The following is a 24194-nucleotide window of genomic DNA, read 5'->3' on the forward strand; positions in this document are numbered from 1 at the left end:
ATCATGCCCGGGCCAGGCCGTCGTCCAGCGGCTGGTAGGCCTCCGGTCGGCGGTCCCGCAGGTGCCCCATCGACCGCCGGGCCGCCGCCAGCGCCGCCGGCACGTCGATCTCCGCCACCGCCACGCCCGCCGCCACCCCGGTGGTCGCCAGCACGTCACCGCCGGGGTCGACCACCTTGGCGCTGGCCACGAACCGCAGCGCGCCGAACTCGCCGGACTGGTTCGCCGACACCCACACGACCTGGTTCTCCAACGCCCGCGCCCGGTCGAACAGGTCGAACCGGCGGGTCCACCGGTCCTGCGCCAGGTCGGCCGCGGGGTTCGTGCGACTGGCCGGCCACGCCGACGCGCACACCACGATCTCCGCGCCGTCCAGCGCCAGAGCGCGGGCCGACTCGGGGAATGCCTTGTCGTAGCAGATCATCATGCCGACCCGGCCGACCGGCGTGTCGAACGCGGCGAACCGGTCACCCGCGCCGTAGCTGGCGTTCTCCCGCAACGGCTGGTGCACCTTGCGGTGGTTGCCCAGCACACCGTCACCGCTCACGCAGACGACGCTGTTGTAGCGCACGCCGTCCGCCAGTTCGCAGTACCCGGCGGTGACGACCAGGTCGCCGGCCAGCGCCGCCAACCTTCCGATCTCCGGGCCGTCCAACGCGAACGCGGGCGGACTGTCCGCGCCGCCGTCCAAAGTGGACAAGTAGCCGCCCAGGCACGCCTCGGGCAACGCGAGCAGACCCACCCCGGCCGCCTTCGCGTCCTCGACCAACTCGGCAATCCGGCCGAAGTCGGCCTCCAGGTCGCGGTCGAACGGAGCCGCCACGGCGGCCACGCGCAGGACGCTCATGCGAGCCCCATTCCCGTCACGGCGTCCGTGACAGCGTCGGTGACGTCTCCGTCCGGCCAGCGCAGCGCGACACCGCGCCCGCCGACCAGTGCACCGCACAGCGCGCTCTCGGCCGGGCCGGCGGGCGGAGCCGGGGCACCGGGGTCGTCGGCGGTGAGCATGGCGAAGCCGGGGAAGCAGGTGAGCCAGTCACCCACCGTCGCCGTACGCGGCCTCGGCACCGCCGCCACGTCGAGCACGGCGGCGCAGCCACTGGCCTCGGCGAGCATCCCGAGCGTGCCGACGACACCGGCCATGGACACGTCCTTGGCGGCCTTGGGGCGTGCGGCGGCCACCGAGCCGAGCATCGCGCGCAGTTCGGGCGTGCGGCGGGTGGACGTGGAATCCCATTGGCGGCCTTGGTGACCAGCCCGCCACCCACCGCCCAGGTCGGCGGTGAGCCTTATGTGATGCCCAGGCTTCCCGCCACCGGCCGGCACCGGGTGTGCCGTCCGCCCCAGCGCCGTGACCGACAGCGCGGCGGGCACGCCGAACTGCGTGTGCCCACCGAGAACCGGCACGTCATAGGCAGTGCACGCCATGCGGAGTCCACTGAGGACTCTGGACGCGAAGGACACGTCCCGCGCGCCTATCGCGTCCAGCAGCCCGACCGGTTCGGCGCCCATCGCGGCCAGGTCGTTCAGGTTGACCAGGACCGAGCACCACCCCGCCCACTCCGGTGAGCGCTCCACCATCGACGGCACGATCGCGTCGCACGCCGCCACGAGATCGCTGCCGGGCACGGGAGCGCCGTCGTCCCCGACGAAGCCCGCGCCACCGGGGGCCAGTCCGTGCAGCAGGCGCCCAAGGTCGCGTTTGGTGGCGGCGACCAGCGCGGCGATGCGCCCGATCGGCCACCGCATCAACACGTGCGGACGCCCGGCTACGACGACGTCCCGCACCCGCGCCCACCCCAGCCGGGTGAACAGGGCCTCGTTGCGCGCCTGCACGGTCGCGTCGAACCGCAACGCCCCGGCGGCCTCGGCACGGGCACACGCCGCCCGCACCAGGGCCGGCCCCACCCCGCTCGTGCCGCGACTGGCCGGGTCCACGACCAGCCGCCCGCCCTGCCACCAGCCGATGTCCGGCTCGTCGACCCGGGCGGGATGCAGCCGCACCCCGCCCAGCACGCGGCCGTCGTCGTCGCGCGCCACCAGCACGACCGTGCGCGGATCGTCGTCGTGTTCGTCCAGGTCGGTTCCGGCGAACAGTTCCTGCTCCTCGACGAACACGAGCCGGCGCAGGTCCCGGTAGGCCGTGAGGTCGTCCGCCTGTTCGATCCGGAACCCCGGCCGCACCGGCCGTTCGCCCAGCAGCGCCACGACCTCGGAGGCGGCCCGGGACGGTCCGTCGAAGGCGATCATCCGCCCGCCGCCTGCAACACACCGCACGCGCCACACGCCGCGCACCCGGCCTCCTGCCCGGCACCGGTCATCCCCGCCGCGCGCAGCAATTCGGCGATCCGGGACGTCACCGAGGCGACCAACTCCACCGACGGCCCCGTCACGCCGTCCCGCCGCGCCAACGTGCCCGCCATCGGCCGGAACGGCACCGCGAACGGGTACACCCCGCGCTCGATCAACGCCGCCGCGCCCGCCACGATCGAATCGGCCTCCTCGCCCAGACCGATCAGCAGGTAGGTGGACACCTTGTTCCACCCGAACACCCGCACCGCCTCGTCCCACGCCGCCCAGTACTCGGAAAGCGGCACGGTCGACTTGCCGGGCATCCACCGGCGGCGGACCTCGTCGTCCAACGACTCGACGTGGATGCCGATCGCCGTCGCGCCCGCATCCCTCAGCTCGGTGAGCACGCCCAGGTCGGCCGGCGGTTCTATCTGCACCTGGATCGGCAGCCCCGGCACGGTTTCCAGCACTGCCCGAACAGCGCGCACCAGGTTGCGGGCACCGCGATCGGGACCGGCGGTGGTCCCGGTCGTCATCACCATCTGCCGGACGCCGTCGAGCCGGACCGCCGCCGCCGCGACCTCGGCCAACTGCGCCGGCGTCTTGGCCGCGACCGTCGCGCCGGACCGCAGCGACTCCTCGATCGTGCAGAACCGGCACCGCTGGTCCTCGCCGTACCGGATGCAGGTCTGCACGACGGTCGTGGCGAGCACGTCCTTGCCGTGCAACCGGGCGATCTGCTCGTAAGGTATGCCGTCGGCGGTCACCAGGTCGTAGAACTTGGGCCGGCGCACGACCGTCAGCGACAACCCGGTGTCCACCGCGCCGTGCCAGATCTTGCCGTCCCGGACCTCGTAGGGGCTGTGGGGGTTGCGGGGGAGTGCCGCGTTGGCACCGTCGACCAGGACGTGCCCGTCGTCGCTGGGCCCCGCGCCCTGCGGCCGGTGAACGGGTGCGTCGACCCGCACGCCGTCCACGGCGATGCCGACCCTCGCCGTGTACTTCCCAGTGCCAACGCGCACGACGACCCCCTAGAACATGTAGGTGGAGTTGATGACCGCGCCCTTGCGCGCGTAGTGGATCAACGCGTCCTGCACGTCCAGCGGGTGCGTGGGGATGACGCCCTCGATGAGGTCTTCCTCCCGCGCGCCGTGCAGCGACAGGCCGAACCGGCAGCAGTACACCTTGCCGCCCTCGGCGATGAACGTCTTGAGCTGGTCGTTGATGTTCAGCTCACCGGGGAACGCGGCGTTGCCGGTGGTCGGGAAGCCGCGGGTGGCCAGGCAGTTCAGCGAACCGGGGCCGTAGAAGTAGATCGCCGACTCGAAGCCCTTCCGCAGCGCGCGGGTCGCCTGGAGGATCGCCACGAAGCTCACCGACGACTCGTGCGCGATGCCGTGGACGAGGGTGAAGTACGTTTCCCCGTCCTCGGCCTGGTAGTCGGGGAACACCTTGGTGCCGCCGTAGAGGGAGGAGCCCTCGGGCAGCGAAGGGTGCGGGATCTCGTCGAGGCTCTGCTTCTCCAGTTCGGTCAGGTCGGCCATCTCGACTCCTCTTGTCAGCCGTAGAGTTCTTCGAACGTGCCGCGGAAGACGAGGTCGGCGAGTTCGCCGTCCCCGACCGCCGCGCGCAGGCGGGCGCACTCGCCGGGGTGGTCGCCCCACGGCTCGTCGCTGGCGAACAGGACGCGGTCGTGCCCGGTGCCGCGCTTGTCGATCTCGTCGGCGAGCCAGCGCGGCGCGAAGCCGATCGCCCACGACAGGTCGGTGTAGACGCGCTTGCCCCGGTCGATCCAGTCGAAGAAGCGCGAGCCGGCCAGCTTGATGTGCCCGCTCGCACCGCCGCCGAAGTGCACCAGGTGCACCGCGACCCGGTCGGCGTACCAGTCGACGAGGTGACCGACCTCGTCGACGTCGGACGCGGCGCCGGGCGAGGTGTGCACGTGCACCACGAGGTCGTGCTCGGCCGCCGCCGCGAAGATCCGGTCGAGGCCGGGGCGGCACGCCGGGTCGGTGGGACTGCCGCCGAGCAGGAAGCTCAACTTCAGCGCCCGCACCCCCGGCTCGCCCGCCAGCCGCAACGCTTTTTCGGTGCGGTCGTTGTCGCGGCTCAGCGGCGACACCCACAGCCCGGCCCGGACCCGGTCGTCGACGTTCGCCGCCTCCACGCACAACTCGTTGAAGGAGAACGCGATCGCGGGGTCGGGCACGCCGTAGTTCGGGATCACCAGGGCGCGTTCGGTGCCCTCGGCGTCGAGGTCGGCGATCAGGTCGGCGATGGTGGCGCGGGCGTTGCGGTCGGGGCGCACGGGCGGGCCGCCGTAGAACGGGTGGGCGGGCAGCACGCCGAGGTGCCGGTGCGCGTCGAAGACCATGGTCACCTCCGGTCAGGCCACGGTGCGCGGCGCGGTCCAGTCGTCGTCACGGGGCCAGGTGTCGGTGCGGGTGCCCGCGATCCAGCGGACCTCGGCCGCCGCCCGCGGTCGGGTGATCTCGCGGGCCAGGTGCTCGGCGTCGTCGCCGACACCGCAGAACCGGCCCGAGCCCCAGGTGTGCTGCCAGGGCAGGCCGAGGAAGTACAGGCCGGGGCAGCTGGTCACGCCGCGCACGTGCGTCGGGTAGCCCCGTCCGTCGAAGACCGGCACCTCGATCCACCGGTGGTCGGTGCCGAACCCGGTGGCCCACACGACGGCGGAAAGCGTTGCCGCTTTGACGTCTCCGGGTTCGTCGGGCGGTAACCACACTGGTGTGTAACGCTTTTCTTGCGGAGCTTCGATCTTTTGTCGCTCTATGTGGGCGTCGATGGAGTCCTTGATGCCCTCGGACACCGCGTCGGCGTGGTCGAGGTTGGTCTTGAGGTCGTTCGCGAACCGCAGCACACCCCGTTCGACGCCGATGAGCCTGCCGTGCAACCGCATCCCGTCCCGCGCGAACGCCCGCAGGTCGATGTCGCGCCCGCCGTCGCGCCCGGTGACGTAGTGGTTGACCCGGAACCGCACCGCGTCCGAGTCGTCGAATTCGTCGATCCCGCGCCGGTAGTAGCCCATCTCGTCCAACCACGCGACGACGTCCCTTCCCCGGTAGAAGCGGGCGACCCGCGGTGCCGTGCCGACCGCGAGGTGCACCCGGCGACCGGCCAGGTGCAGGTCTTCGGCGATCTGGGCCCCGGACTGCCCGCTGCCGACGACCAGGATTTCCCCGTCGGGGAGCTGTTCGGGATTGCGGTAGGCCGAGGAGTGCACTTGGGCGATGTCTTCGGGCAGCCGTTCGGCCAGGCGAGGGATCCGCGGCACCTGGTACGGCCCGGTGGCCACGACGACGTGGTCGGCGGTCAGGGCGCCGCTGGTCGTGGTGAGCTGGAATCCTTTGCCGGTGCGGCGAAGCCGGGTGGCGGCGACTCCTTCGAGCAGTGGTGGTCCGAACGAGCTCCGGTAGTCGCGGAGGTAGGCCACGACCTCGTCGCGCCCCATGAACCCGTCCGGATCGTCGCCGGAGTAAGGGAACCCCGGCAGCTTGCACTGCCAATTCGGGGTGACAAGGCAGAACGAGTCCCACCGCCGCGAACTCCACTCGCCACCCGCCCTGTCCTTCTCCAGCACCACGTGCTCGACGCCGCGCGCACCCAACCGGTGGCTCATCGACAACCCGGCCTGACCCCCGCCCACGACCACCACAGGGAGGTGCGTGCCGTCCAACTCGTCGCGCTCGACCACCGTTCGATCCCTTCGGACAGCGCGGATTCCGCGTCGGACAAGGGGTCTCGAAGAGTCCGCACCGCTTCGGCGGGATGCGATCAGACGGATGAAGTACAGCGCCGATCGATGTCGGAGGTGTTTCATCCGGAACGCCGCGACGTTACCTTGACCGCACCCCACCGCGGTGGGTGATCCCGTTGCGCCGTTGGGGTGGTCGCGGTCCGGTGGTGCCGACGAACGGCCGCCCGCGCCGCGGAAATGCGGTCAGGGCGGGCGCATGGGGTCGAGATCGCGGACCACGTCGGCCAGTCCGCGGACCGTCGCGGTCTCCGCGTCCGCGCGCCACGCCAGGGCCCAGCGCAGGCCGGACGCGGAAGGCCTCTCAGAACGGTCGCAGGTCGTGGGCGTTGCCCGGCAGCATCCCCACCCGCAGCACACCGGTCTTGCCCTCGGCCGCCGGCCGCGCCCGCGCCATGCCCTCGCGCAGGGTGCGGAACGCGGGCAGCAGGTCGGCGCGCAGTTGCTCACCGACGAGGGTCAGCCGGACCGAGCGTTGGCCAACCGGCGGGTGCTGACCAGGTCCGCGCGCGGATCCAGCAGGCCGAGAAACCTGCCGGCCGCACGTCCTTGTGCGGTGCCCAAGGTGCGGGGTGATCAGGCCGCGAGAGTCCACTGTGGACGATCGTGTCACAGGGGGACGGCCTGCCAGTGCTGGTTCGCGCCACCGCCGACCGGCCACTGGACGACCCGGGCGCCGTCGGCCGTCGACGCCCCCTCCACGTCGACGCACAGGCCGTGGCGTGCGTTCACGATGCGGACGTAGCCGGAGCCGGCGTCGACGAGCCGCCACGACTGGTTGTCGGAGCGGGTGTCGCGCCACTGGTCGAGTTGGGCGCCTTGGCCGGATCCACCGGGGCTGTCCAACACCAGGCCGCTGTGCCGCGCGACCAGGCGGACGGTGCCGTCGGGGTTGGGCGCGATCCGCCACTGCTGGTTGGCGCTGCCCGACCAGGCCCACTGGACGATCTTGGCGCCGTCGGCACCGCTGCCGCCGGCGACGTCGAGGACCTTGCCGCTGTGCCTGCCGACGAACCGGTACCACCCGGTCATCAGGGCCACGGTGATGTCGGTCCGGTGGCCCGCGACCAGCGCGACCTGCCTGGCGTGGGCGCCCAGCGGGGACGGCGCGACGGTGGCGGGGGTGGTCACCGACGTCATCCCGCGCCGGCTGATCAGCGTGACCTGCTGGTCGACGGCCGAAGTCAGCGACAGCGTCGCACGCCGCGCCGCGAGGTCCCAGGTGAGGCTGTGCACCTGGATGCGGCCACGGGCGCGCACGCCGGTGATCGTGCCCTTGGCCAGTTGCTCGGGCACGGCCGGGAGGATCTCCAGCACCCCGGGCCGGCTGTAGAGCAGCGCCTCGGCGAGCACACCGGGGATCGCGTTGGCCGCGTCGGCGTTGTAGATGTGCCGGTCCGGGTTGTGCGAGGTCATGAGGCTGCGGAAGAGCATGTCCCGGCCCAGGATCTTGCGGAGGTTGCTGTAGACGAGGTCGCCGTCCTTGAGCCGCGCGCCCGCCAACGCCCGGTGCAGGCTGCCGTGGGCCGAGACGTTCTGGTCGCCGCGCACGTCCAGCGCCCGCAACGCCGGCAGGACGAGGTCCGGCCGTTCCTCCGGGTTGATCTCGTGCAGCGGCCACGCGCCGTACAGGTGCTGGACGTGCCGGTGGTCGTACCGGTCGGTCAGCGTCGGCCAGGACCACTCGGCCAGCGCCCGGTCGCCGTTGACCCGGTAGTCGGGCATCGCGGCCAGCAGCGCTGTCCACCGCTGGACGCCCTGGCCCGCGCCCTGCTCGACGCCGAGGGCCTCGGCCGCGGCGATCGCGGCCCGCAACGCGTGCTTGCCCGCCATGATGTCGCCGGTGGCGTTGACCGACAGGGCGACGCCGGTGTTGCCGGGGCTGTTCTCCATCGAGAACGACGGCACGAAGACCGCTTTGCCGGTGCTGTCCCTGCGGGTCAGGAAGTCTTCGTAGAACAGCGCGAGTTCCATCAGCGCGGGCCCCAACCGGTCCCGGAGGAACGCGTGGTCACCGGTGACTTCGTAGTGCTCGATCAACGGGTACAGCAGCCAGTCCGCGCCGCCGGTCCAGGTGTGGCCGGGGAAGTCGCTGCCGTTGAAGTGCAGCATGTGCCCGTACTCGCCGTCCGTGCGGGACGGGGCGAGGAAGCCACGCGCGCCGTAGAGGTTCCGCGCGTTCGTGCGCCAGTGGTCCAGCTGCCCCAGCACGAGGGTGAAGTAGCCGCGCATGGCCTCGGGCATGTCCAGGATGTTGCCGCCCGCGACCTGGAGGTTGACGTTGGCGTCGGTGGTGAAGTCGCCCGCCCAGGCGGCGTTCCAACTGCCCGTCCAGATGCCGGTCAGCCGCGGCGGCAGGACGCCGCTGGAGCTGAGGAACAGGTACCGCCCCGAGTCGTAGAGCCGTTCCAGCAGGGCGAGGTCGATGACGTCCCGCCGCCCGTTCTGCCGGCTGATCAGCTCGGCGGTGGACAGCGCGCGGTCGGCGGCGGGGACGCCGAGGTCCAGGCGGGAGCGGTCGTAGACGGCGGTGTGCAGCGCGGTGTGCCGGGCGAGCAGGGCGGCGTAGTCGGTGCCGAGCCCGGCCAGGGCGGCGTGCAGCGGTCGGGAGTTCCACGCGGTCGACGACTCGTAGCGGTCGAGCTTGGTCAGCAGCAGCAGTCGGGTGGCCCCGGTGACGACGATCGTGGCGCCGTCGGCGCGGACCGCGCCGACGGTGTGGACGACCCGGGTGACACCTTCGTAGCCGAAGGCGCCCTGTCCCGCCGGGTAGGTGCCGCGCAGGTTGAGGTAACCCGAGCCGCCGTCGACGCTGGTCAGGATCGTGTAGCCCATGCTGCCGGGCACCCCGTCCAACGCGGGCTCCACGCTGAGGGTGGTGTCGATGGTCCGGCCGGGCGCCGGCAGCAGTTCGTGCACGACCACCCGGTCCGCCCGGGAGGCGAAGGCCCGCCGGGTCCACGTGCCGTGGGTGTCGGTCCAGGTCGAGGTGACCTCGCCGGTGCGGAAGTCGGTGATGCGCGCGTAGTCGTTCGCCGTCGTGGTGGGCGTGGCGATCCGCAGTTCGTAGCCCGGGTGGTAGGGCTGGGTCCAGCGCAACGTCCAGCCGGCCGCGAAGTCGCGGTTGGCCCCGGCGTAGTCACCCGCGAGTGCCTTGTCCCGCGCCGCTTCCAGTCGTCCGGAGAGCACCGGAGGGGTGGTGTTGCGGGTGCCGTTCGGCAGCACGAAGCGGTGGTGGTTGAAGATCACCTTCTCCAGGGCCGGCGCGCCGTGCAGCACCGCGCCGTACTCGCCGTTGCCGGTGAGGAACCCGTCGGTCCACGACGACGCCGGGGTGGTGTCGAAGATGCCGCGCTCCGGCAGGGTCACCTGCGGCGGTGGGGCCGCGCCGGCCCGGCCGGGCGGCAGGACCCCGGGCAGGGCGGCACCGGCGGTGACCGCCGCCAAGGTGAGGAATCTCCTGCGCTCGAAGGAGGTGTCCATGACGCGAACTCCCTTGTCCGTCGGACATGGGATGGATTTTTGGGCGCGCGCCGCCGAGGTGTCCAGTGGGTCGGCGGATTTTTCGGTTATATGGCGGATACCGGACATCTAGCGGCCGGCCCTTGAATCAGATGCGTTCCACGACCGACGGAGTGATGGGATGTCTCGATGGTCGTCCACATCGGACGTGTGCCCGGTGGGCGCGCTTAACGTGCGGTTCGCCGCTCGTTACATGAGCGTGCCCAACATCCCACGCCATGGCGACCCGTCGCACGTTTCTGCTGGGTACCGGGGGTGCGGCCGCGGCTGGCCTGGTGTCCGTGCCGGCCCTCGCCGAGCCCCGCGTCGAGCGCGGCGGCCGGCCGGACCCGGACCTCGGCCGGTTCACCATCGCGGTGATCCCGGACACCCAGTACCTGTTCGACCGGGACCGGGGCGACTCCGCGCCGCTCGACGCGTCGCTGCGCTACCTGCTCGACCACGCGGCGTCCGACAACATCGTGTTCATCTCGCACCTCGGCGACCTCACCGAGAACGGCCTGAAAAGCGAAATCGAGGACATCGGCCGGTCGTTTCGGGTGTTGGACCGGCGGCGGGTCGGTTACAGCGTGCTCGCGGGCAACCACGACCTCGACCCGCGCACCGACGACCAGCGGGGCCGCACGCCGTACCTGGACGAGTTCGGCCCGCACCGCTTCCGCCAGTCGCCGACGTTCCGGGGTGCGAGCGCGGACGGCTACAACAGCTTCCACGTGTTCAAGGCAGCCGGCCGGGAGTGGCTGGTGCTCGCACTGGACTGGCGGATGTCGGCGAAGGGCTTCGACTGGGCGCGCGACGTGCTCGCGAAGCACCCGACGCTGCCGGTCGTCCTCACCACGCACGAACTGGTCCACGCGGACGACGCCGGGCAGGCCGCGTTCTCGGGCTACGGCCGCCGCCTGTGGGACGAGCTGATCAAGGACAACGACCAGGTCTTCCTCACGATTCAACGGCCACTTCTGGCCGCCCGGCCGCGCCGTCATGCGCAACGCGGCGTGCAACGACGTGCACGTGCACATCACGAACTACCAGGACCGCTACTACGGCGGCAGCGGGATGATCCGGCTCTACCGCTTCGACCTGGCGCGCGACGTCATCGACGTGCGCACGTTCTCGCCGTGGCTGCTCGGCAAGAAGTCGACGAACGCGTTGGAGCGTGTGGAGATCGAGCGCACCGGTGACGTCGACCGGTTCAGCGTGCCGATCGACTTCGCGCGGCGGTTCGCCGGGTTCGCCCCGGTGCCGGTGCGCCCGCAGCGTCCGGTTCGGGACGTCGTCATCGAGGGCACGGTCGCCTATTGGCGGTACGACTCCCTCAAGGACCTGTCCGGCAACGGCAACGACCTGCGCCAGGTCGGCACCCTGGCGGTCGCGGACGACCACCACGCCGACTCGCCGAGCCGCGGCAGCCGGGTCTTCGGCAAGAACACCGACGTCACCCTCGACGCCGCCGCGCGGCAGATGTTCCGACCCCGCTGCCCGTGGACCTGGTCACCTGGTGGCGGCTGTGCGACGGCTCCGGCCTGCCGGACGGGCGCACCCAACTGCTGCCGCCGTACTTCGAACCGTGCTCGGCCAAGGACGCGTTGGAGGCGCGGCGACGCCTCGTGGGCCCCATTCCGGAACGGACCGCCGACCCGGTCGACGAGACGGGCACGTGTTCCGGCGTGTTCCTGACGACCTTCGTGCCGATCGCGGCGCTCGGCACCGGTGACCACCTCTTCGTCGACCTGCGACCTGGTCGGCGGCACGGCTGCGTCCAGTACTGGAGTCGAGACGACGGCAGCCGGGTCACCCCGTCATGGGACAACGTGACCGACATGCTCACCGACATCGCCAACGCGCTGCACACCGGATCTCCCGCACTGCGCTCCTACGTCGAGCAGGCCCGTCCTCATGGCTTTCGTGCTTCCCCGTACGTCCCGACGGTGGAAGACCGGTGCCTGGAGTGGCGTCGGAGCACCTGACAGCGGCGGTCACTCGATCAGTTGGTTCGGGTGAGCGTTCATAGCCCGACAGGGGAGGCTGAGTCCTACTGTGCGTGTATGAGGGTGTGTGTGTTCTGCGGGTCGTCCAGTGGTCGGGAGAGGCACTTGGACGTGGCTTCGGCGGTGGGCCGTGGGTTGGCGGAGCGGGGGATCGAGCTGGTCTATGGCGGTGGGCGGGTCGGCATGATGGGGGCGGTGGCGGATGGGGCGTTGGCGGCCGGTGGGACGGTGATCGGGGTGATCCCGCAGAGTCTGGTGGATTGGGAGGTCGCGCACCGGGGCTTGAGCGAGTTGCATGTGGTGGCGGACATGCATGAGCGCAAGGCGTTGATGGCGCGGTTGGCGGATGCGTTTGTGACGTTGCCGGGTGGGGCGGGGACGTTGGAGGAGATGTTCGAGGTGTGGACGTGGGCACAGTTGGGTCTGCACTCCAAGCCGTTGGGGCTGCTCGACGTCGACGGCTACTTCGGGCACCTGTTGAAGATGGTCGACCACATGGTGGAGGAAGGGTTCCTCAAGCCCGCCTACCGCGACATGCTCCTGGTCGAGGACGAGCTGGACCGGCTTCTTGACGCCTTTCGCGGGTACCGGCCGCCGGCTTACAAGTGGGTTGAGGAAGGTCCCTTGCGTTAGTGACCCGCCCGTCACCCCGGGAAAGATGCCGTGACCATGGGTGAGGACATCGCCCGCGTGCATGGCGTCCCACCACCGCACCCCGACTGCCACGTGACCGCGGCCTCCTCGCCCCCCGCAACGACGCCGCCACACGCGTCAGCCCCCGAACGGTGAGGGCCACCAGCGTGTCGGCCGGAGGCGGTCCGTGCTCGGGCAAGGTCAGCACCTCGAACCAGACCATGACACTGCGCGCCGCGCGATCGACCTGCACCGACAAGAACCGGCTCTCGTTTCAACGCGACGTTCAGGCCACTCCGGAGATCCTCGGTGAGCACCAACCGATCCCAGGATCCGCTCGAAGGAGCCCTAGAGGCGATGGGCCCATAGAAGCGGTCCGCACGCGTGCCATTCGAACTCGGGGCCGTGGTAGTGGTGGTGGAGGTGTGCGATGTACCAGAACACGAGGTCCTTCCCGTCGATGTCCTCGTTGTTGATGTGCGCGAAGATCCCGGCCGCGTGGGCGGTGCCCAGACGTCCTTTCAAGTCCTCCGGCCCGTGGTAGGCGACCACGTACATGTCCGCGGGTTCGAAAGCGTCCGACGGCCGGTCGAACGGTCCGCGGTTGATGACGTACCCGGCGCCGCTCTGCTTGTTGATGACCGACCACGCGTCCGCCGAGGCCGTGACCTGCCATGTCTCCTGGCGCAGCGGTAGCCAGCCGGGGCCGTAACCCCAATCGCTGGTGGCGTGGAGGTGGGCCAGGGCCAGGTTGTTCGCCGCGCCCTCGATGTCGAAGTCGAACCGCCAGTAGACGTGGTGCTGGTGGGTGGACGGGTGCTGGAGCCCGGCGCTGTGCATTTGCGGCAGGATGTGTCCGTCGGTGCGGAAGAACCACCGGTTGATCAGGTGGTACCTGCCGATGCGGTGGTAGCTCTCCACCGTCAGGTGGCGGAAGCCTCCCTGGTTGTGCTCGTAGACCTTCACCGGACCTTGCATGTTGCCGATGCTCAGCGGGTCTTTGTAGGGGCCTGCGCCCGAGTCGTAGCGGACCCGGATCATCGGGGTGCTCGCCTTGTGCAGGACCTTCTTCCCCCGGAAGCGCACGTCCCGGAAGGCGATGGCCTCGCTGTCGCCGTCGACGAGTTCCCACAGGAACGTCCAGACCGGAGCCTCGGGTGGCCAACTCACCCGCCCGGACACGCTCATGACGATCCCTCCTGCGCGACGAGGCCGGTCCTGACGACCTCGCGGTCGCTGAGGTCGACGATGGCGAAGGCGGTGGGCAGGTAGCGGTTCGCGGGGCCGAAGCGCAGGTCGACGAGCCGGTGCTCGTAGCGCCGACTCCGGAAGTTCACGTCCTCGACGATCAGGCCCACACCGGTGGCGACGTCGATGCCCGCCTCGGACAACCGACCGTCGTCGCGGACCAGTTCCAGCGCCTGGCTCTGCTCGGAGGCGGCCAGGGGCGGTTGGTAGCGCGCCTCCCGCACCTCGTGCACCGCTCTGCGGACCGGGTCGATCGTGGCTTCCACGACGACGTTGTCGGTGTAGTTGTAGATGATCACCAGCGGGTAGTCGGTCTGGCGGTCCAGCGCTTGGGTCCCGACCTCCAGGACCTCGTAGCGCTTGCCGTCGAGCTTTCCGGTGATCCTGTCGGAGGACAGGGCCGCGTCCACCGCTTGGCGGCGGCCCTCGTCGCCGGTTCGGGGTTCGAGCGACTCGTAGTCGACCGGTCTGGTGTCCGCCGGGGTCAGGTACTGCCGGAAGTCCGGCACGTCGACGAAGGGCGGATCGATGACCGGGCCGAGGTTCGGGATGTCGGCGCTGAACAGGCCGGGTGGGGGGAGCGGATCAGGAGGTCTTGCTTCTGCGTCAGGCACGATCTCAGCCATCTGCGCCTCCTAGGTGGTGAGGAGAGGTGCTCCAATCGTCCTAGTCGTGACCATCCGCAGAACTGACTGCACACGTGTGGGTGACGATTTGCACCCGATCGTGTCGGGTCGGGCGGTGCCGTTCGATCGGGCGGGTTTCTGTGCCTCTTCGGGCGCACGCACGACCCGTCACGGCCGGTCGCCGACACGCGACCATCGCGCTGTGTGGGGGAAGCATCGGCGTCCGGTGGCACCGGAGCGCACCGCGGCCGTAGCACGGTCCGCTCAGCGCAAGGACGGCCAGGGCGAGGACGGCCAGCGCGGCCGGTTCGTGTCGGCCGAACGGGTCCTCGCCCTGCAAGGCGCGGCGGGCAACTCGGCGGTTGGCGCGCTCGTGCAGCGGACCGTCGGTGACGGCCACGACCTGCGCGGCAACCGGTTCAAGGGCAACGTGACGTTGGAAGCGGTGTACGACGGCGAGCGCACCCTCCAGCGGGGCGCGACCGGCCTGCCCGTCACGATCCTCCAGCAGGCCCTGGCCGACGCGGCGTTCGCGTCGACCGTCAACGGGCAGTTCGGGCCGCGCACCCGTGACGCCGTGCGGGCGTTCCAGACCGCCAAGGGCATGACCGGCGCGGCGGCCAACGGGGTCCTCAACGCGGCGACGATGGACCTGCTCGACCAGCACTTCCTCGGCCACGCACCGGAACGGGCGATCGCCACCGACCCGACCAGGGCGTTGACCGACGGCACCCGCGCCCTCAGCCCCGCCGAACAGGCCGCGCTGCGGGCCGCCGTCACCACCGAGCAACGCGCTCCGGGCGGGGCGCTGCCGACGTTCCACCAGACCATCGCCTCCAGCCCTGACCCGTACGAGGTCCGCATCCGCGACGCCCTCAACGCCGACATCACCGCTCAGCACACCCGCCTCGTCACGTCCCGCCCGCCGCGGACACCCGCCAACCTGATGGGCGCGGCCGAGATCGACCGGGTCGCCGGGCGGGCCAAGGCCGTGACCGACGCCGTCTTCGGCCGGTACCAGACCGGCCCGGCGCTGGCCTTCGGCCTCAACATCCGGGACCAGTTCGACGTCCGCAGCGCCGAGATCGCCGCCTCGCCGGCCGCGGCCGACGCGGCGGCGGCGTGGCGGGTCGACAAGCTCCTGCAAGGCGAGGACGACATCAAGGAGATCGACCGGCAGCACGGCGCGGTGCAGAGCCGGGCCGCCGAAGCCGCGCTGATCGCCCCGATCCGCACCGCGGTCATCGCGGCCCGCCGCGCCGAACTGCTGGCCATCCACCGCAACTGGCCGGCCTCCGCGGGCGGCGGCGAGATCAACCTCCAGCGGTACCGGGGCCCGACCGCGGCGGCCAACCGGAACATCCTGTGGCGGCTGTTCTCCACCGTCATCCACGAGTACGTGCACACGCTCGAACACCCGACCCACGTGACGTTCCGGGAGGCGCAGGCGGCGCAGCGCGGCGGGTTCGTGCTGCGCGAGGGGATGACGGACTACTTCGCGAAGATGGTCTGGGACGGTCTCACCTTCGACACGGCGCTGCGCGCGCACATCGAGGGCACCTTCCACGACGCGGCCAACCCGACCGCCCACCCGATCCCGCCTCCCGCTCGTTACGATGAATGGATCAACGCCGAGCGTGCCGTGGGCATCATCGGCGTCCGCAACGCGATGGCCGCGTTCTTCCTCGGCCGCACCGACCTCATCCGAATGTGAGGACCGCCCGATGAGCGAGGTTTGGGACGCCGTTGCCACGCGCGACTTCCGCGACTGGCGCGGACTTCCCCGGGACGCGCGGTACGCCGACTTCGACGCCCGCTTCCCCCGCCTGACCGACGCCGAGGCCCGGGGTCTGCTGGGCAGCGCCAACGAGATCGCCTACTACCGGGTTCACCTGGCGGAGGGCTATCCGCAGCACCTGAAGGCGTGGCGGCAGGACACCCGGCTCGTGCTGATCGAGGCCACGCTGCCCGTGCTCGCCACCACGCTTCCCGAACTCACCGCCGCCTTGGGCGAACCCGCCGCACTGCTGGACTTCCGGTGGGACGTGCTCGACGTCCCCGAAGGGGTCCACGTCCACCCGGACCGGGGCATCGCCCTGTTCGTCGGGCCAGAGGGGCAACTGCTGCGGCTGAGTCTGTTCGCGCCGTGCGACCTCGCCGAGTACATGGCGACCCGCCGGACCACAGACCGACTGGTCGAACGTCCCTGATCGGTCCGCCCCGTGGCCGCCATCGTCAGGATTGTGATCAACCGCCGACGTTTCCTCGGGTCACGCTGGTCCCCGTGTGCGAGGCAGCGTCGCTTGCCTCCGTGTCGCGGGTCAGGGTGATGCCTTCGGCTTGCAGTTCGGCCTGCCACCCCGTCGAGGTGCCATCCACCGCGAAGTCTGGCCACGCGCCCGGCCGCGTCGATGAGCGCTTTCCAGGTTCGACGTGCGTGGTCCGCGTCGCGGTCGGGAACGACATCTCGCAGGTGGGCGATGGCGGTCTGCGAGTCGGCATCGTGGGTTTCCTCGACAGCGAGTTCACGGATGACGGCGCAGCGGCTGTTTGAACGGCCGATACGATTATTGCGGATTTCGTGTGATCGGATGCGCGACTTCAACTCGCTGGTCCGCGTTGTGCGTTAGGCGGCGTGATCGACCCGGGCGACGATGCCCTTGAGGACCAGGTCTATGCCGGTGAGGAACTGTCGGCGGTCGTCGTGGTCGCGCATCTGGGCGGCGATGGTTGTGATGAACGGGTAGTCGTCGGGGTCGAGGTTCTGCCATGCCTCGAACGCGGTGTCGAGGAACTCGGCGCGTTCGGGTTTCCCCCCGTCGTGCGGGCCTTGAGTGGTGGCGCCGATGAAGTAGTGGACCAGGGTCGATGTCGTGGTGAACCAGTCGGGTTGCGGCACGCCCAGTGCGCGCATCGGTCGGCCGAAGCTCTCGAAGATGCGCAGCGTCACCGATCCCCAGGGGTTGCGGGTGATCTGCGCGGCTAGTTGGGCGGCGAGCCAGGGGTGTTCGGTGGCTGCGTCGAACAGGGCCAGTGCGACGGCGCGGATCTCGTCCTCGGGCGTGTCTGCGGCGGGCGGTACGGCCAGCGCGTTGGCGATCACGGTGTCCGACGCGGCCTCCAGCAGGTCGTTCATGGTGCCGACGTGGTGGTAGATCGCGCCGGAGCCGGTGGAAAGGCGCTCCGTCAGCATCCGGACCGTCAGCGCGCTTTCGCCTGTGGTGTCCAGCAGCTCGATGGCCGCTTCGACGATGCGCTCGCGGGAGAGCACCTGCCTGCGGCGCTGTGACTGACGGGTCTGCGAGGCCATGCCGCCATCCTGCCAGCTTTGGAACACCGCTCCAAGTTGGAGTACTGTTCCAAAATTGGAGCGATGCACCAAACTGTGGAGGAGCCGTGTTCGACGTCGTGATCGCGGGGGCCGGTCCGGTGGGCCTGTTCCTGGCCGGTGAGCTCGCGCCGGCGGGCTGCTCGGTCCTGGTGCTGGAGCGGGACCACGAGCCGACCTCGCCGTTGAAGGCCTTACCGCTGGGCCTGCGGGGCCTGAACGCCGGGTCGGTTGAGGCGTTCCACCGGCGCGGGATGCTGGAGTCGCTGCTGAAGGCGTCCGGCGTCGACAACGTCGGTACAGAGTCTCAGGTGTTGCCTCGGGCCGTGAGTCACTTCGCGGGTATGCGGCTCGACGCGGCCAACATCCACGCCTCCGCTGTCGAGTACCGGCTGCCCGGGCCGGCGATGGAGGGCTTCATGACCAGCCTCGAAGCGGTCGAGACGGTGTTGGAGGAGCGGGCGACTGCCCTCGGTGCGCAGATCCTGCGGGGTGCTGCCGTCGACGCCGTGACCCAAGGCGGTGAGAGCGTCCTTGTGCGGGCCGGTGGACGCGATCATGCGGCGCGCTGGCTCGTGGGATGCGACGGCGGGCGCAGCGCGGTACGTCGACTCGCGAACTTCGACTTCGTCGGCACCGAGCCGTTGTTCACCGGCTACGTCGCCCATGTCAGCTTCGAAAACCCACAGCAACTGGACATGGGCTTCAACCCGACGCCGACCGGCATGTACCTGCGGACGCCCTTCGAGGGCCATCTGGGCATGATGGACTTCGACGGGGCCGCGTTCGACCGCTCGCAGCCGCTGACCCGTGACCATCTCCAAACGGTCCTGCGTCGGGTCTCCGGCACTCAGGCGACGCTGAGCGAGGTCCACCTCGCCACGAGCTTCACCGACCGCGCGATGCAGGCCACGACCTACCGGAACGGCCGCGTCCTGCTCGCCGGGGACGCGGCCCACATCCACTCCCCGCTCGGCGGCCAGGGACTCAACCTCGGCATCGGCGACGCCCTGAACCTCGGCTGGAAACTCGCCGCCACCATCCGCCGGACCGCGCCCGAGAACCTGCTCGACACCTACACCGCGGAGCGCCATCCCGTCGGCGCGGCGACCCTGGACTGGTCACGCGCGCAGGTCGCCGCGATGAACCCCGGACCCAACGCACCGGCCCTGCGGCGGCTGGTCCACGACCTCCTCGACACCCCCGACGGCACCACCCACGTCTTCCGCAACACCTCCGGACTGATCCGCTACGACCTGGGCAGCGACCACCAGCTCATCGGCCGCACCGCCCCGGACTTCCGGTTCCGCGACGGCACCCGCCTCGGCGACCTGCTGCGGGACGGACGGGGCGTCGTGCTCGACTTCACCGACGACCAGCGCCTGCGCACCACGGCCACCGCCTGGGAGTCCCTGCGCTACGCGACCGGGCCGGTGGACGACGACCTCGGGTTCGGGGCACTGCTGATCCGGCCTGACGGCGTCGTCGCCTGGGTCGACGACCACGAGTTCGAGCGTGCCGCGCGCCGGTGGTTCGGCGAACCCTGAGGCGGGTTACCGGTGGGCTGTTGCCGTGATGAGGGTTGAGGAGATGTACGAGTGTGGGGGACTGGTTGGGATGAAGAGTGTTTCTATGCCGGTGAGGTGGCGGTTCGTTTGGGCCATCGGGAGTTCGTGTTCCAGGTCGGCCGGGGTGCGTGTGCCTCGGAGGATCACGCCGATGCCGGCCTCGCGGCAGTAGTCGACCAGGAGTCGGCCGGGGCTGGAGTCGACGGTGACGTTGGTCAGGTCGCTGGTCATGTCGGTCAGCAGGGCCAGTCGTTCGGCGAGGGGGAGGCGGCCGGTTTTGGCTGGGTTGGTCAGGACGCACATGACGACTTCGGCGAACATGCCTGCGGCCCGGCGTGCCACGTCGAGGTGGCCCTGCGTGGCGGGGTCGAAGGAGCCGGGGAACACGGCGCGCATGACTTGCCATGGTAGCGGTCGTCGACTTCGTCAGAGGGGTGTTCGGGTCTTGGCGACCTGCTCCAGCAGGTGGGTTGTGCGGGCGGGGTTGCCGTGTTCGTGTTCCCATTTGGCTGCTGCCAGTCGGCGCAGCAGGACGTAGAACGGGATCAGGTGGGCGAACGCGGCTGCTTCGGCTGTGGTCGGTGCGTAGCCGTCCAGGACTGCGGGGAGGAAGTCCTCGTTGGCCACCGCGAGCACGGCCAGGTCCATCGCGGGGTCGCCGGCGCTGAGGTCTTCGAGGTCGATCAGACCGACTAGCCGGCCGTCGCGCACGACGAAGTGGTCGGGGCGGCCGTCCAGCAGGGTCAGGGTGCCGCGGCCGGTCATCAGGGGCTGGAGGTGGCGGCACCAAGCCGCGATCTCGTTGCAGCGCCGCGGCGGGACGTCGGTGAAGTCGGCGAGCCACGACAAGAGCCACGCGGTCCAGTTGGTCATCCACTCGGCGATGGTGTCGGGCCTGGTTTCGGGCTCGGCGTGAATCCGGCGCAGCAGTCGGCCCACGTCGCGCCGCACCGAGAGCGGGTGGGCGGCGGACAGCGGCTCGCCCTCGATCCACCGCAGCACGAGGTGGGACGGGGCGTCGTCACGACTGGCGTGGACTTCCGACACCGGCAGGCCTGCCGCGGCGAGCCGGGCGATCGCGGCCCGTTCCCGCACGAACGCGTCCGGCCGCTCGTCGGCCTTCACCACGAAGTCGCCGACCCTGGCGACCAAGCGGGTGGGGCGATCGACGTGGATCGTGACCGGTCCGGTGGGCAGACCGTGGCCGGCTACGACGGCGTCCGGGGCGACGAGCACACAGCCGATCCTGGGTGATCGATAAAGGGGGGTCGAGCGAATATCGTCATCCGGCGCGGGCGGACGGTGCATGGCCATCACCTCGCTGATTCACGGCGCAAGCGGCATGAGCAGATGTGCGGGGCGCTGTCGGCGGGTGTAGCGCATGATGGTCGGGTGCAGACGTTCATGGACGACGATGCCGGTTACGAGCGTTGGCTGGCGGGGCATCCGGACCTGTTCGTGGTGAACGCCGAGCGCACGCCGAGGCCGTCGTACCTTGTGCTGCACCGGGCGACGTGCCGGACCATCGGCGGTACTCCGGCTCGCGGTGCGCGGTGGACCGCCGACTACATCAAGGTCTGCGGTTCCCGGGTGGACCTCGAAGCGTTCGCGCGTGAGGTTGGCGGCGCGGCGCGCGCTTGTGGCCTCTGTGCTCCTTGACCTTGTCCGCCGGGTTGGTCTCCGGTGTTTGTCGAACCGGTGAGGGTGGAGCGGGCGTGGGCATTGACAAGTACTTCCTCAACCTGGCCGGTGAGTACCGTGTCGCGGCCGAACTGCTCAAGCGCGAGGTGTTCGCGACGATCACCTACGGGAACCGCAAGGGTGCGGACATCTACGCGATCGGGGCCAATCGGCGGACGGCGGTGATCGAGGTCAAGGCGTCGAACACGAGCCGGTTCGTCACGAGCTTCTACCAGAAGTACGCCGACGAGACGAAGCCCCACCCGGACTTCTGGGTGCTGTACTCGCTGGCCGAGGACCGGTCGGAGCGGTTCTTCGTGTTGACCCACGGCGAGTTGGCGCACGTGCAGGCGCAACGCAACCATCCCGGGCAGGAGATGAGCTGGGCGGACCGCGCTCGGGCCGTGGTCGGCGGCGTCGACAACGTGCTCGCCGGGCAGCTTGCCGCCTATGAAGAGTGCTGGCACAAGATCGTGGACTACTGCTCGGCCGAGACGGCGTAGAACGCATCCATCACCGATTTCGGCGCGTGCTGCGCGATCGCCGAGCCGTTGTTGGCCGGTTTTGGCGCTGATGGTGTGCCGGCGAACCGCCTGATCGTCGGCACCACTGCGCTGCCCGTACTGCGGCGGAGAAGTCGGCGGCGGTGTCGATCGTGCGGTGGAGTCTTCCTACACCCGCAGGATGGCGGCAAGCTTCCTGATCACGCGGCCGCCTCGGGCGATGGCCATGGCTCCGAACACCACGACCATCCACGGCACCAAGCCCGCGCTCTTCCCGCTCGTCATGAACGCGTAGACCAGCACCGACACGAACAGCACGATGAGCATCGTGAAACTCAGCCCCCGCCACCACTTCAAATCGGTGGTGTTGTTTTCGCGGTAGTTGAAGTAGAAGCCCGCCAGGGAGAACGTGAACATGACCACCACCTGGGCGTCCAGCGAGGTCACGAACAGGGTCTCCGCCCGCGTGAAGTCCGCGAGTTTCGCCTCGGGGTGGAGGAGGTAGTAGCCGAACAAGTTCCCCCTCGCCCACGCCAACGCGGTCAATGCCGCGCCCACCAGGGAGATGACCCCGCCCAGTGGGTGCTCCCAGTGGAAGCAGATGACCAGGCCGCCGGTGAGGAGCACGGCGGTGATCGCGTGCGGCAGGGTGGTCGCGCGCAGCCACCAGCCCGAGGTCGCCGCGAAGAACAGCAGGATGATGCTCGCGACCGTCCACGTCTTCCTGGCGTGCTGGGTGCCGCCCGCCATGCTCAGCAGGTACTCGACCACCCAGTGCCCCAGGCATTTCGGCTCGCCGTACTTGCGCCGGGTGGCTCGGCGACCGCATGGAGTTCCGTCCTCGTCGTCCACGGATCGGACGTAGGCGCAGGAGAAGCCCAGCGTTCTCACGCCGACACCTCATACGCCTGGCTGGGCGGCAACTGGCCCGCCCGTGCCGCCACGACCTGCTTGTGCAGCCAGTGGATCGCGGCGCGCCGGCTGGACTGCCACACCTTCCACCACGGGCCTTCGGTGAGCGGCACGGAGAACCACCGCTTGAGTGCGTCCACGGACACCGCGTGCTCCGCCACTTCGTCGACCACCCGGCGACGGCGGCGCCACAGCATTCTGCCGACGAAGTTGCCCAGCAGGCCGAGCCCTGAGATGGCGACCATGGTGATCGCCAACCATTGAGGGAGGAACGAAGAGTCCGCCGAAGGGTTCTCGGCCAGGATGTGCATGAGCATGCTGGTGAGACCGGTGGCCAGCATCGCGAGGTAGACGGCGGCACCGATGTAGGAACGGCGGATCGTCCGGCTCAGCGCCTCCCGGGTGACCTCGGCCCAGCCGGGGTTGTTGACCAGCCACAGCGACCACTTGCTGAACCGGTCCCACTCGCTGGGCAGGAAGTCCCGGTGCCGGCCGTCGCAGCCGTTGCGGTCCGACGCGACGAGGATCTCGTGCCAGGCGTGGCTCAGGTCGTCGTAGCCGAGTTCGAAGTTCGGCCGCCCCTCCTCCCAGTCCTGGAACAGCTTCCGGTCGAACGGCAGCCAGTGGAAGCTCTTGCCGTAACCTGGGTCCCCCCAGTGCCGCACCAGGGCCTCCCTGCTCGGCACCCGGTTGACCACCGTCTCCACGCGCATCCGGTTGAAGTCCTCGACGGTCTGCGTGCAGTTGCTCAGGATCGTCTCGCGCGAGTCCTTCGCGCCGGCCCGCGCGGCGGCCACGACGAACGGGTGGTGCGCGGCCGTGATGGCGTTGACCACCAGCGGGTCGAACTGGGCGCCGCAGTCGATGACGACGCAACTCGCGCCCTGCCGGACGCCCCGGTCGAACGCGGCGTCGAGGATCTGCCGGCACACCGCGTTGGAGCGGCGGTCCTTGATCTCGGCCACGAGGTTGAACACGAACAGCTTGTCGCTCGTCCGCGCGGCGGGCAGCAGGAGGATCCGGCCGCAGTCGAACCTCTTCAGGTACTCCGGTGTGACGTCGAGCAGCCGGTCGTTGAGGTGGCGTTGCTGGGTGCGGGTCGGTTCCTTGGAGAACGCCGCCACGTGGTCGGCGAACGTGCGGACCGACCCGATGTCGACCTTGGCGCGCTGGCACCACTCGCTCGTGCCGCCGTGCTGGGCGATGTCGGCGTCGAGGTAGAGGACGTTGTTGCCGGACTCGGCGAGCAGTTCGGCGGTCATCATCGCCAGCGTCGTCTTGCCGACACCGCCGGACGTCCCGACGAACGCCCAACTCGGCATGGGAGGCTGGTACGGGGCGGGAGCCGGCAACGGGATGCTCCAATCCGAGCCTTGGGCGGCCACGTGCAGGGACGGGGTCTGGCTGTCCCTGGTCTCCCGCCGCACCACGTCACGGATCTCGGACATCAGCGCGGTGACGCTGGCCCGGCGGTCGGCGTGGTCGCGTTCCAGGACCGAGAGGACTGCGGAGGTGAAGTGGCCGTGGCCCCGGCTCTCGTTCTCGCGCGCCACCTCGTTCGGGCCGCACGCGGAGACCACGACCCGGCCGTGGCCCTCCATGCGCAGGAAGTCGTCCGTCGCGTCCACCGCACCGCCTCGCGCGCCGATGGCGAACCCGCGGCTGTCGCCCGCGAAGGCGCCGCTGAAGCAGGTGTCCAGCATGACGAGCAGCCGGCGCGTCTTGATCCGGTGCAGCAGCGCCCAGACCTGCTGGACGGGGAACGCCGAGGCGAGTGGTTGGTCGATGTCCGCGTCGTGGGGGAGCAGGAACGTCGACCAGCCCCGGTCGCTGTCCGCGCTTTCGCGGAGGTCGGACATGCCGTGCCCGGACCAGTAGATCAACACGGGGTCGTCCGGGTCCCGCACGCGCTCGTTCAGGCCGACTTCCAGCTCCCAGTGGATGTCCCGGCGGGTGGCGGCCTGGTTGGTGAGCGTGACGACTTCGAAACCCGCGGACTTCAGCTGTTGGGACACTTCCTCCGCGTCGTTGACGGCGCACTTGAGCGACGGGATCCGCTTCGCGGCGTACTGGTCGATACCGACCACGAGGGCGTGCGGCACTGTTCCTCCCTGCGAGCCTG

23 protein-coding genes are annotated in these 24194 nt (G+C 70.2%); 8 read left to right on the top strand and 15 right to left on the bottom strand.

The window, feature by feature from the left end; all coding sequences use genetic code 11:
• Position 1 precedes the first annotated feature (1 nt).
• The 8 genes from RIN75_RS15960 to RIN75_RS15995 form a co-directional block, all read right to left on the bottom strand.
• Positions 2–847 (bottom strand): carbon-nitrogen hydrolase family protein, encoded by an 846-nt coding sequence (locus tag RIN75_RS15960; RefSeq protein ID WP_309112706.1) that lies wholly within the window; start codon positions 845–847, stop codon positions 2–4.
• Positions 844–2250, bottom strand: coding sequence for an MSMEG_0567/sll0787 family protein (locus RIN75_RS15965; protein ID WP_309112707.1), 1407 nt, complete (start codon positions 2248–2250; stop codon positions 844–846). Before RIN75_RS15965 ends, RIN75_RS15960 begins: the two co-directional genes overlap by 4 nt.
• Positions 2247–3314: an MSMEG_0568 family radical SAM protein gene (locus RIN75_RS15970; RefSeq protein ID WP_309112708.1), complete on the bottom strand. Its 1068-nt coding sequence runs from the start codon at positions 3312–3314 to the stop codon at positions 2247–2249. The genes RIN75_RS15965 and RIN75_RS15970 overlap by 4 nt, the downstream gene beginning before the upstream one ends.
• Positions 3315–3323: 9 nt before the next feature.
• Positions 3324–3836 (bottom strand): MSMEG_0572/Sll0783 family nitrogen starvation response protein, encoded by a 513-nt coding sequence (locus RIN75_RS15975; RefSeq protein WP_309112709.1) that lies wholly within the window; start codon positions 3834–3836, stop codon positions 3324–3326.
• Between the two features lie 14 nt (positions 3837–3850).
• The gene (locus RIN75_RS15980; RefSeq protein ID WP_309112710.1) at positions 3851–4666 is read right to left on the bottom strand and encodes an amidohydrolase family protein; all 816 of its coding nucleotides are present in this window, start codon (positions 4664–4666) and stop codon (positions 3851–3853) included.
• A 12-nt stretch (positions 4667–4678) separates the two neighbouring features.
• Positions 4679–6004: an MSMEG_0569 family flavin-dependent oxidoreductase gene (locus RIN75_RS15985; RefSeq protein WP_309112711.1), complete on the bottom strand. Its 1326-nt coding sequence runs from the start codon at positions 6002–6004 to the stop codon at positions 4679–4681.
• Positions 6005–6368: 364 nt separating this feature from the next.
• Positions 6369–6659, bottom strand: a complete 291-nt coding sequence (locus tag RIN75_RS15990) for a hypothetical protein (protein WP_309112712.1) — start codon at positions 6657–6659, stop codon at positions 6369–6371.
• Positions 6660–6673: 14 nt separating this feature from the next.
• A complete protein-coding gene (locus RIN75_RS15995; protein WP_309112713.1) occupies positions 6674–9547 on the bottom strand; it encodes an RICIN domain-containing protein in 2874 nt (957 codons plus the stop codon).
• A gap of 257 nt (positions 9548–9804) precedes the next feature.
• Here RIN75_RS15995 and RIN75_RS16000 point away from each other — a divergent pair, with 257 nt between their 5' ends.
• The 3 genes from RIN75_RS16000 to RIN75_RS16010 all read left to right on the top strand — a co-directional run bounded on the left by RIN75_RS16000 (position 9805) and on the right by RIN75_RS16010 (position 12207).
• Complete coding sequence (locus RIN75_RS16000) at positions 9805–10767, top strand: metallophosphoesterase (RefSeq protein ID WP_309112714.1); 963 nt, start codon at positions 9805–9807, stop codon at positions 10765–10767.
• A 117-nt stretch (positions 10768–10884) separates the two neighbouring features.
• Positions 10885–11553 carry an SMI1/KNR4 family protein gene (locus RIN75_RS16005; RefSeq protein ID WP_375295972.1) on the top strand — a complete coding sequence of 223 codons (669 nt, stop codon included), beginning with the start codon at positions 10885–10887 and terminating at the stop codon, positions 11551–11553.
• Positions 11554–11631: 78 nt separating this feature from the next.
• Positions 11632–12207 (top strand): TIGR00730 family Rossman fold protein, encoded by a 576-nt coding sequence (locus tag RIN75_RS16010; protein WP_309112716.1) that lies wholly within the window; start codon positions 11632–11634, stop codon positions 12205–12207.
• A 348-nt stretch (positions 12208–12555) separates the two neighbouring features.
• On the opposite strand, the gene RIN75_RS16015 is transcribed toward RIN75_RS16010, so the two are convergent.
• Entirely contained in the window at positions 12556–13395 is an 840-nt protein-coding gene (locus RIN75_RS16015; protein ID WP_309112717.1) for a hypothetical protein, read from the bottom strand.
• Positions 13392–14081: a hypothetical protein gene (locus tag RIN75_RS16020; RefSeq protein ID WP_309112718.1), complete on the bottom strand. Its 690-nt coding sequence runs from the start codon at positions 14079–14081 to the stop codon at positions 13392–13394. Before RIN75_RS16020 ends, RIN75_RS16015 begins: the two co-directional genes overlap by 4 nt.
• 226 nt (positions 14082–14307) lie before the next feature.
• Here RIN75_RS16020 and RIN75_RS16025 point away from each other — a divergent pair, with 226 nt between their 5' ends.
• Positions 14308–15795: a peptidoglycan-binding domain-containing protein gene (locus tag RIN75_RS16025; RefSeq protein ID WP_309112719.1), complete on the top strand. Its 1488-nt coding sequence runs from the start codon at positions 14308–14310 to the stop codon at positions 15793–15795.
• A 10-nt stretch (positions 15796–15805) separates the two neighbouring features.
• On the top strand, positions 15806–16291 hold the full coding sequence (locus RIN75_RS16030) for a hypothetical protein (protein WP_309112720.1): 486 nt from the start codon (positions 15806–15808) through the stop codon (positions 16289–16291).
• A gap of 416 nt (positions 16292–16707) precedes the next feature.
• Here the strand turns inward: RIN75_RS16030 and RIN75_RS16035 are convergent, their stop codons facing one another.
• Entirely contained in the window at positions 16708–17460 is a 753-nt protein-coding gene (locus tag RIN75_RS16035) for a TetR/AcrR family transcriptional regulator (RefSeq protein WP_309112867.1), read from the bottom strand.
• Between the two features lie 17 nt (positions 17461–17477).
• Here RIN75_RS16035 and RIN75_RS16040 point away from each other — a divergent pair, with 17 nt between their 5' ends.
• The gene (locus RIN75_RS16040; protein ID WP_309112721.1) at positions 17478–18956 is read left to right on the top strand and encodes an FAD-dependent monooxygenase; all 1479 of its coding nucleotides are present in this window, start codon (positions 17478–17480) and stop codon (positions 18954–18956) included.
• Positions 18957–18962: 6 nt separating this feature from the next.
• Here RIN75_RS16040 and coaD read toward each other — a convergent pair whose 3' ends face one another.
• Together coaD and RIN75_RS16050 are read right to left on the bottom strand one after the other, a co-directional pair.
• Complete coding sequence (gene coaD, locus RIN75_RS16045; RefSeq protein ID WP_309112722.1) at positions 18963–19373, bottom strand: pantetheine-phosphate adenylyltransferase; 411 nt, start codon at positions 19371–19373, stop codon at positions 18963–18965.
• Between the two features lie 30 nt (positions 19374–19403).
• Positions 19404–20213 carry an aminoglycoside phosphotransferase family protein gene (locus RIN75_RS16050; protein ID WP_309112723.1) on the bottom strand — a complete coding sequence of 270 codons (810 nt, stop codon included), beginning with the start codon at positions 20211–20213 and terminating at the stop codon, positions 19404–19406.
• 156 nt (positions 20214–20369) lie between these two features.
• On the opposite strand from RIN75_RS16050, the gene RIN75_RS16055 reads away from it, so the two are divergent.
• Positions 20370–20636, top strand: a complete 267-nt coding sequence (locus RIN75_RS16055; RefSeq protein WP_309112724.1) for a hypothetical protein — start codon at positions 20370–20372, stop codon at positions 20634–20636.
• 56 nt (positions 20637–20692) lie between these two features.
• Positions 20693–21160 (top strand): hypothetical protein, encoded by a 468-nt coding sequence (locus RIN75_RS16060; RefSeq protein WP_309112725.1) that lies wholly within the window; start codon positions 20693–20695, stop codon positions 21158–21160.
• 168 nt (positions 21161–21328) lie between these two features.
• On the opposite strand, the gene RIN75_RS16065 is transcribed toward RIN75_RS16060, so the two are convergent.
• On the bottom strand, positions 21329–22051 hold the full coding sequence (locus RIN75_RS16065; RefSeq protein WP_309112726.1) for a hypothetical protein: 723 nt from the start codon (positions 22049–22051) through the stop codon (positions 21329–21331).
• Positions 22048–24174, bottom strand: a complete 2127-nt coding sequence (locus RIN75_RS16070) for a caspase family protein (protein WP_309112727.1) — start codon at positions 24172–24174, stop codon at positions 22048–22050. Before RIN75_RS16070 ends, RIN75_RS16065 begins: the two co-directional genes overlap by 4 nt.
• Positions 24175–24194: the final 20 nt, after the last annotated feature.

Source organism: Saccharothrix sp. (assembly GCF_031180885.1).
Lineage (GTDB): Bacteria > Actinomycetota > Actinomycetes > Mycobacteriales > Pseudonocardiaceae > Actinosynnema.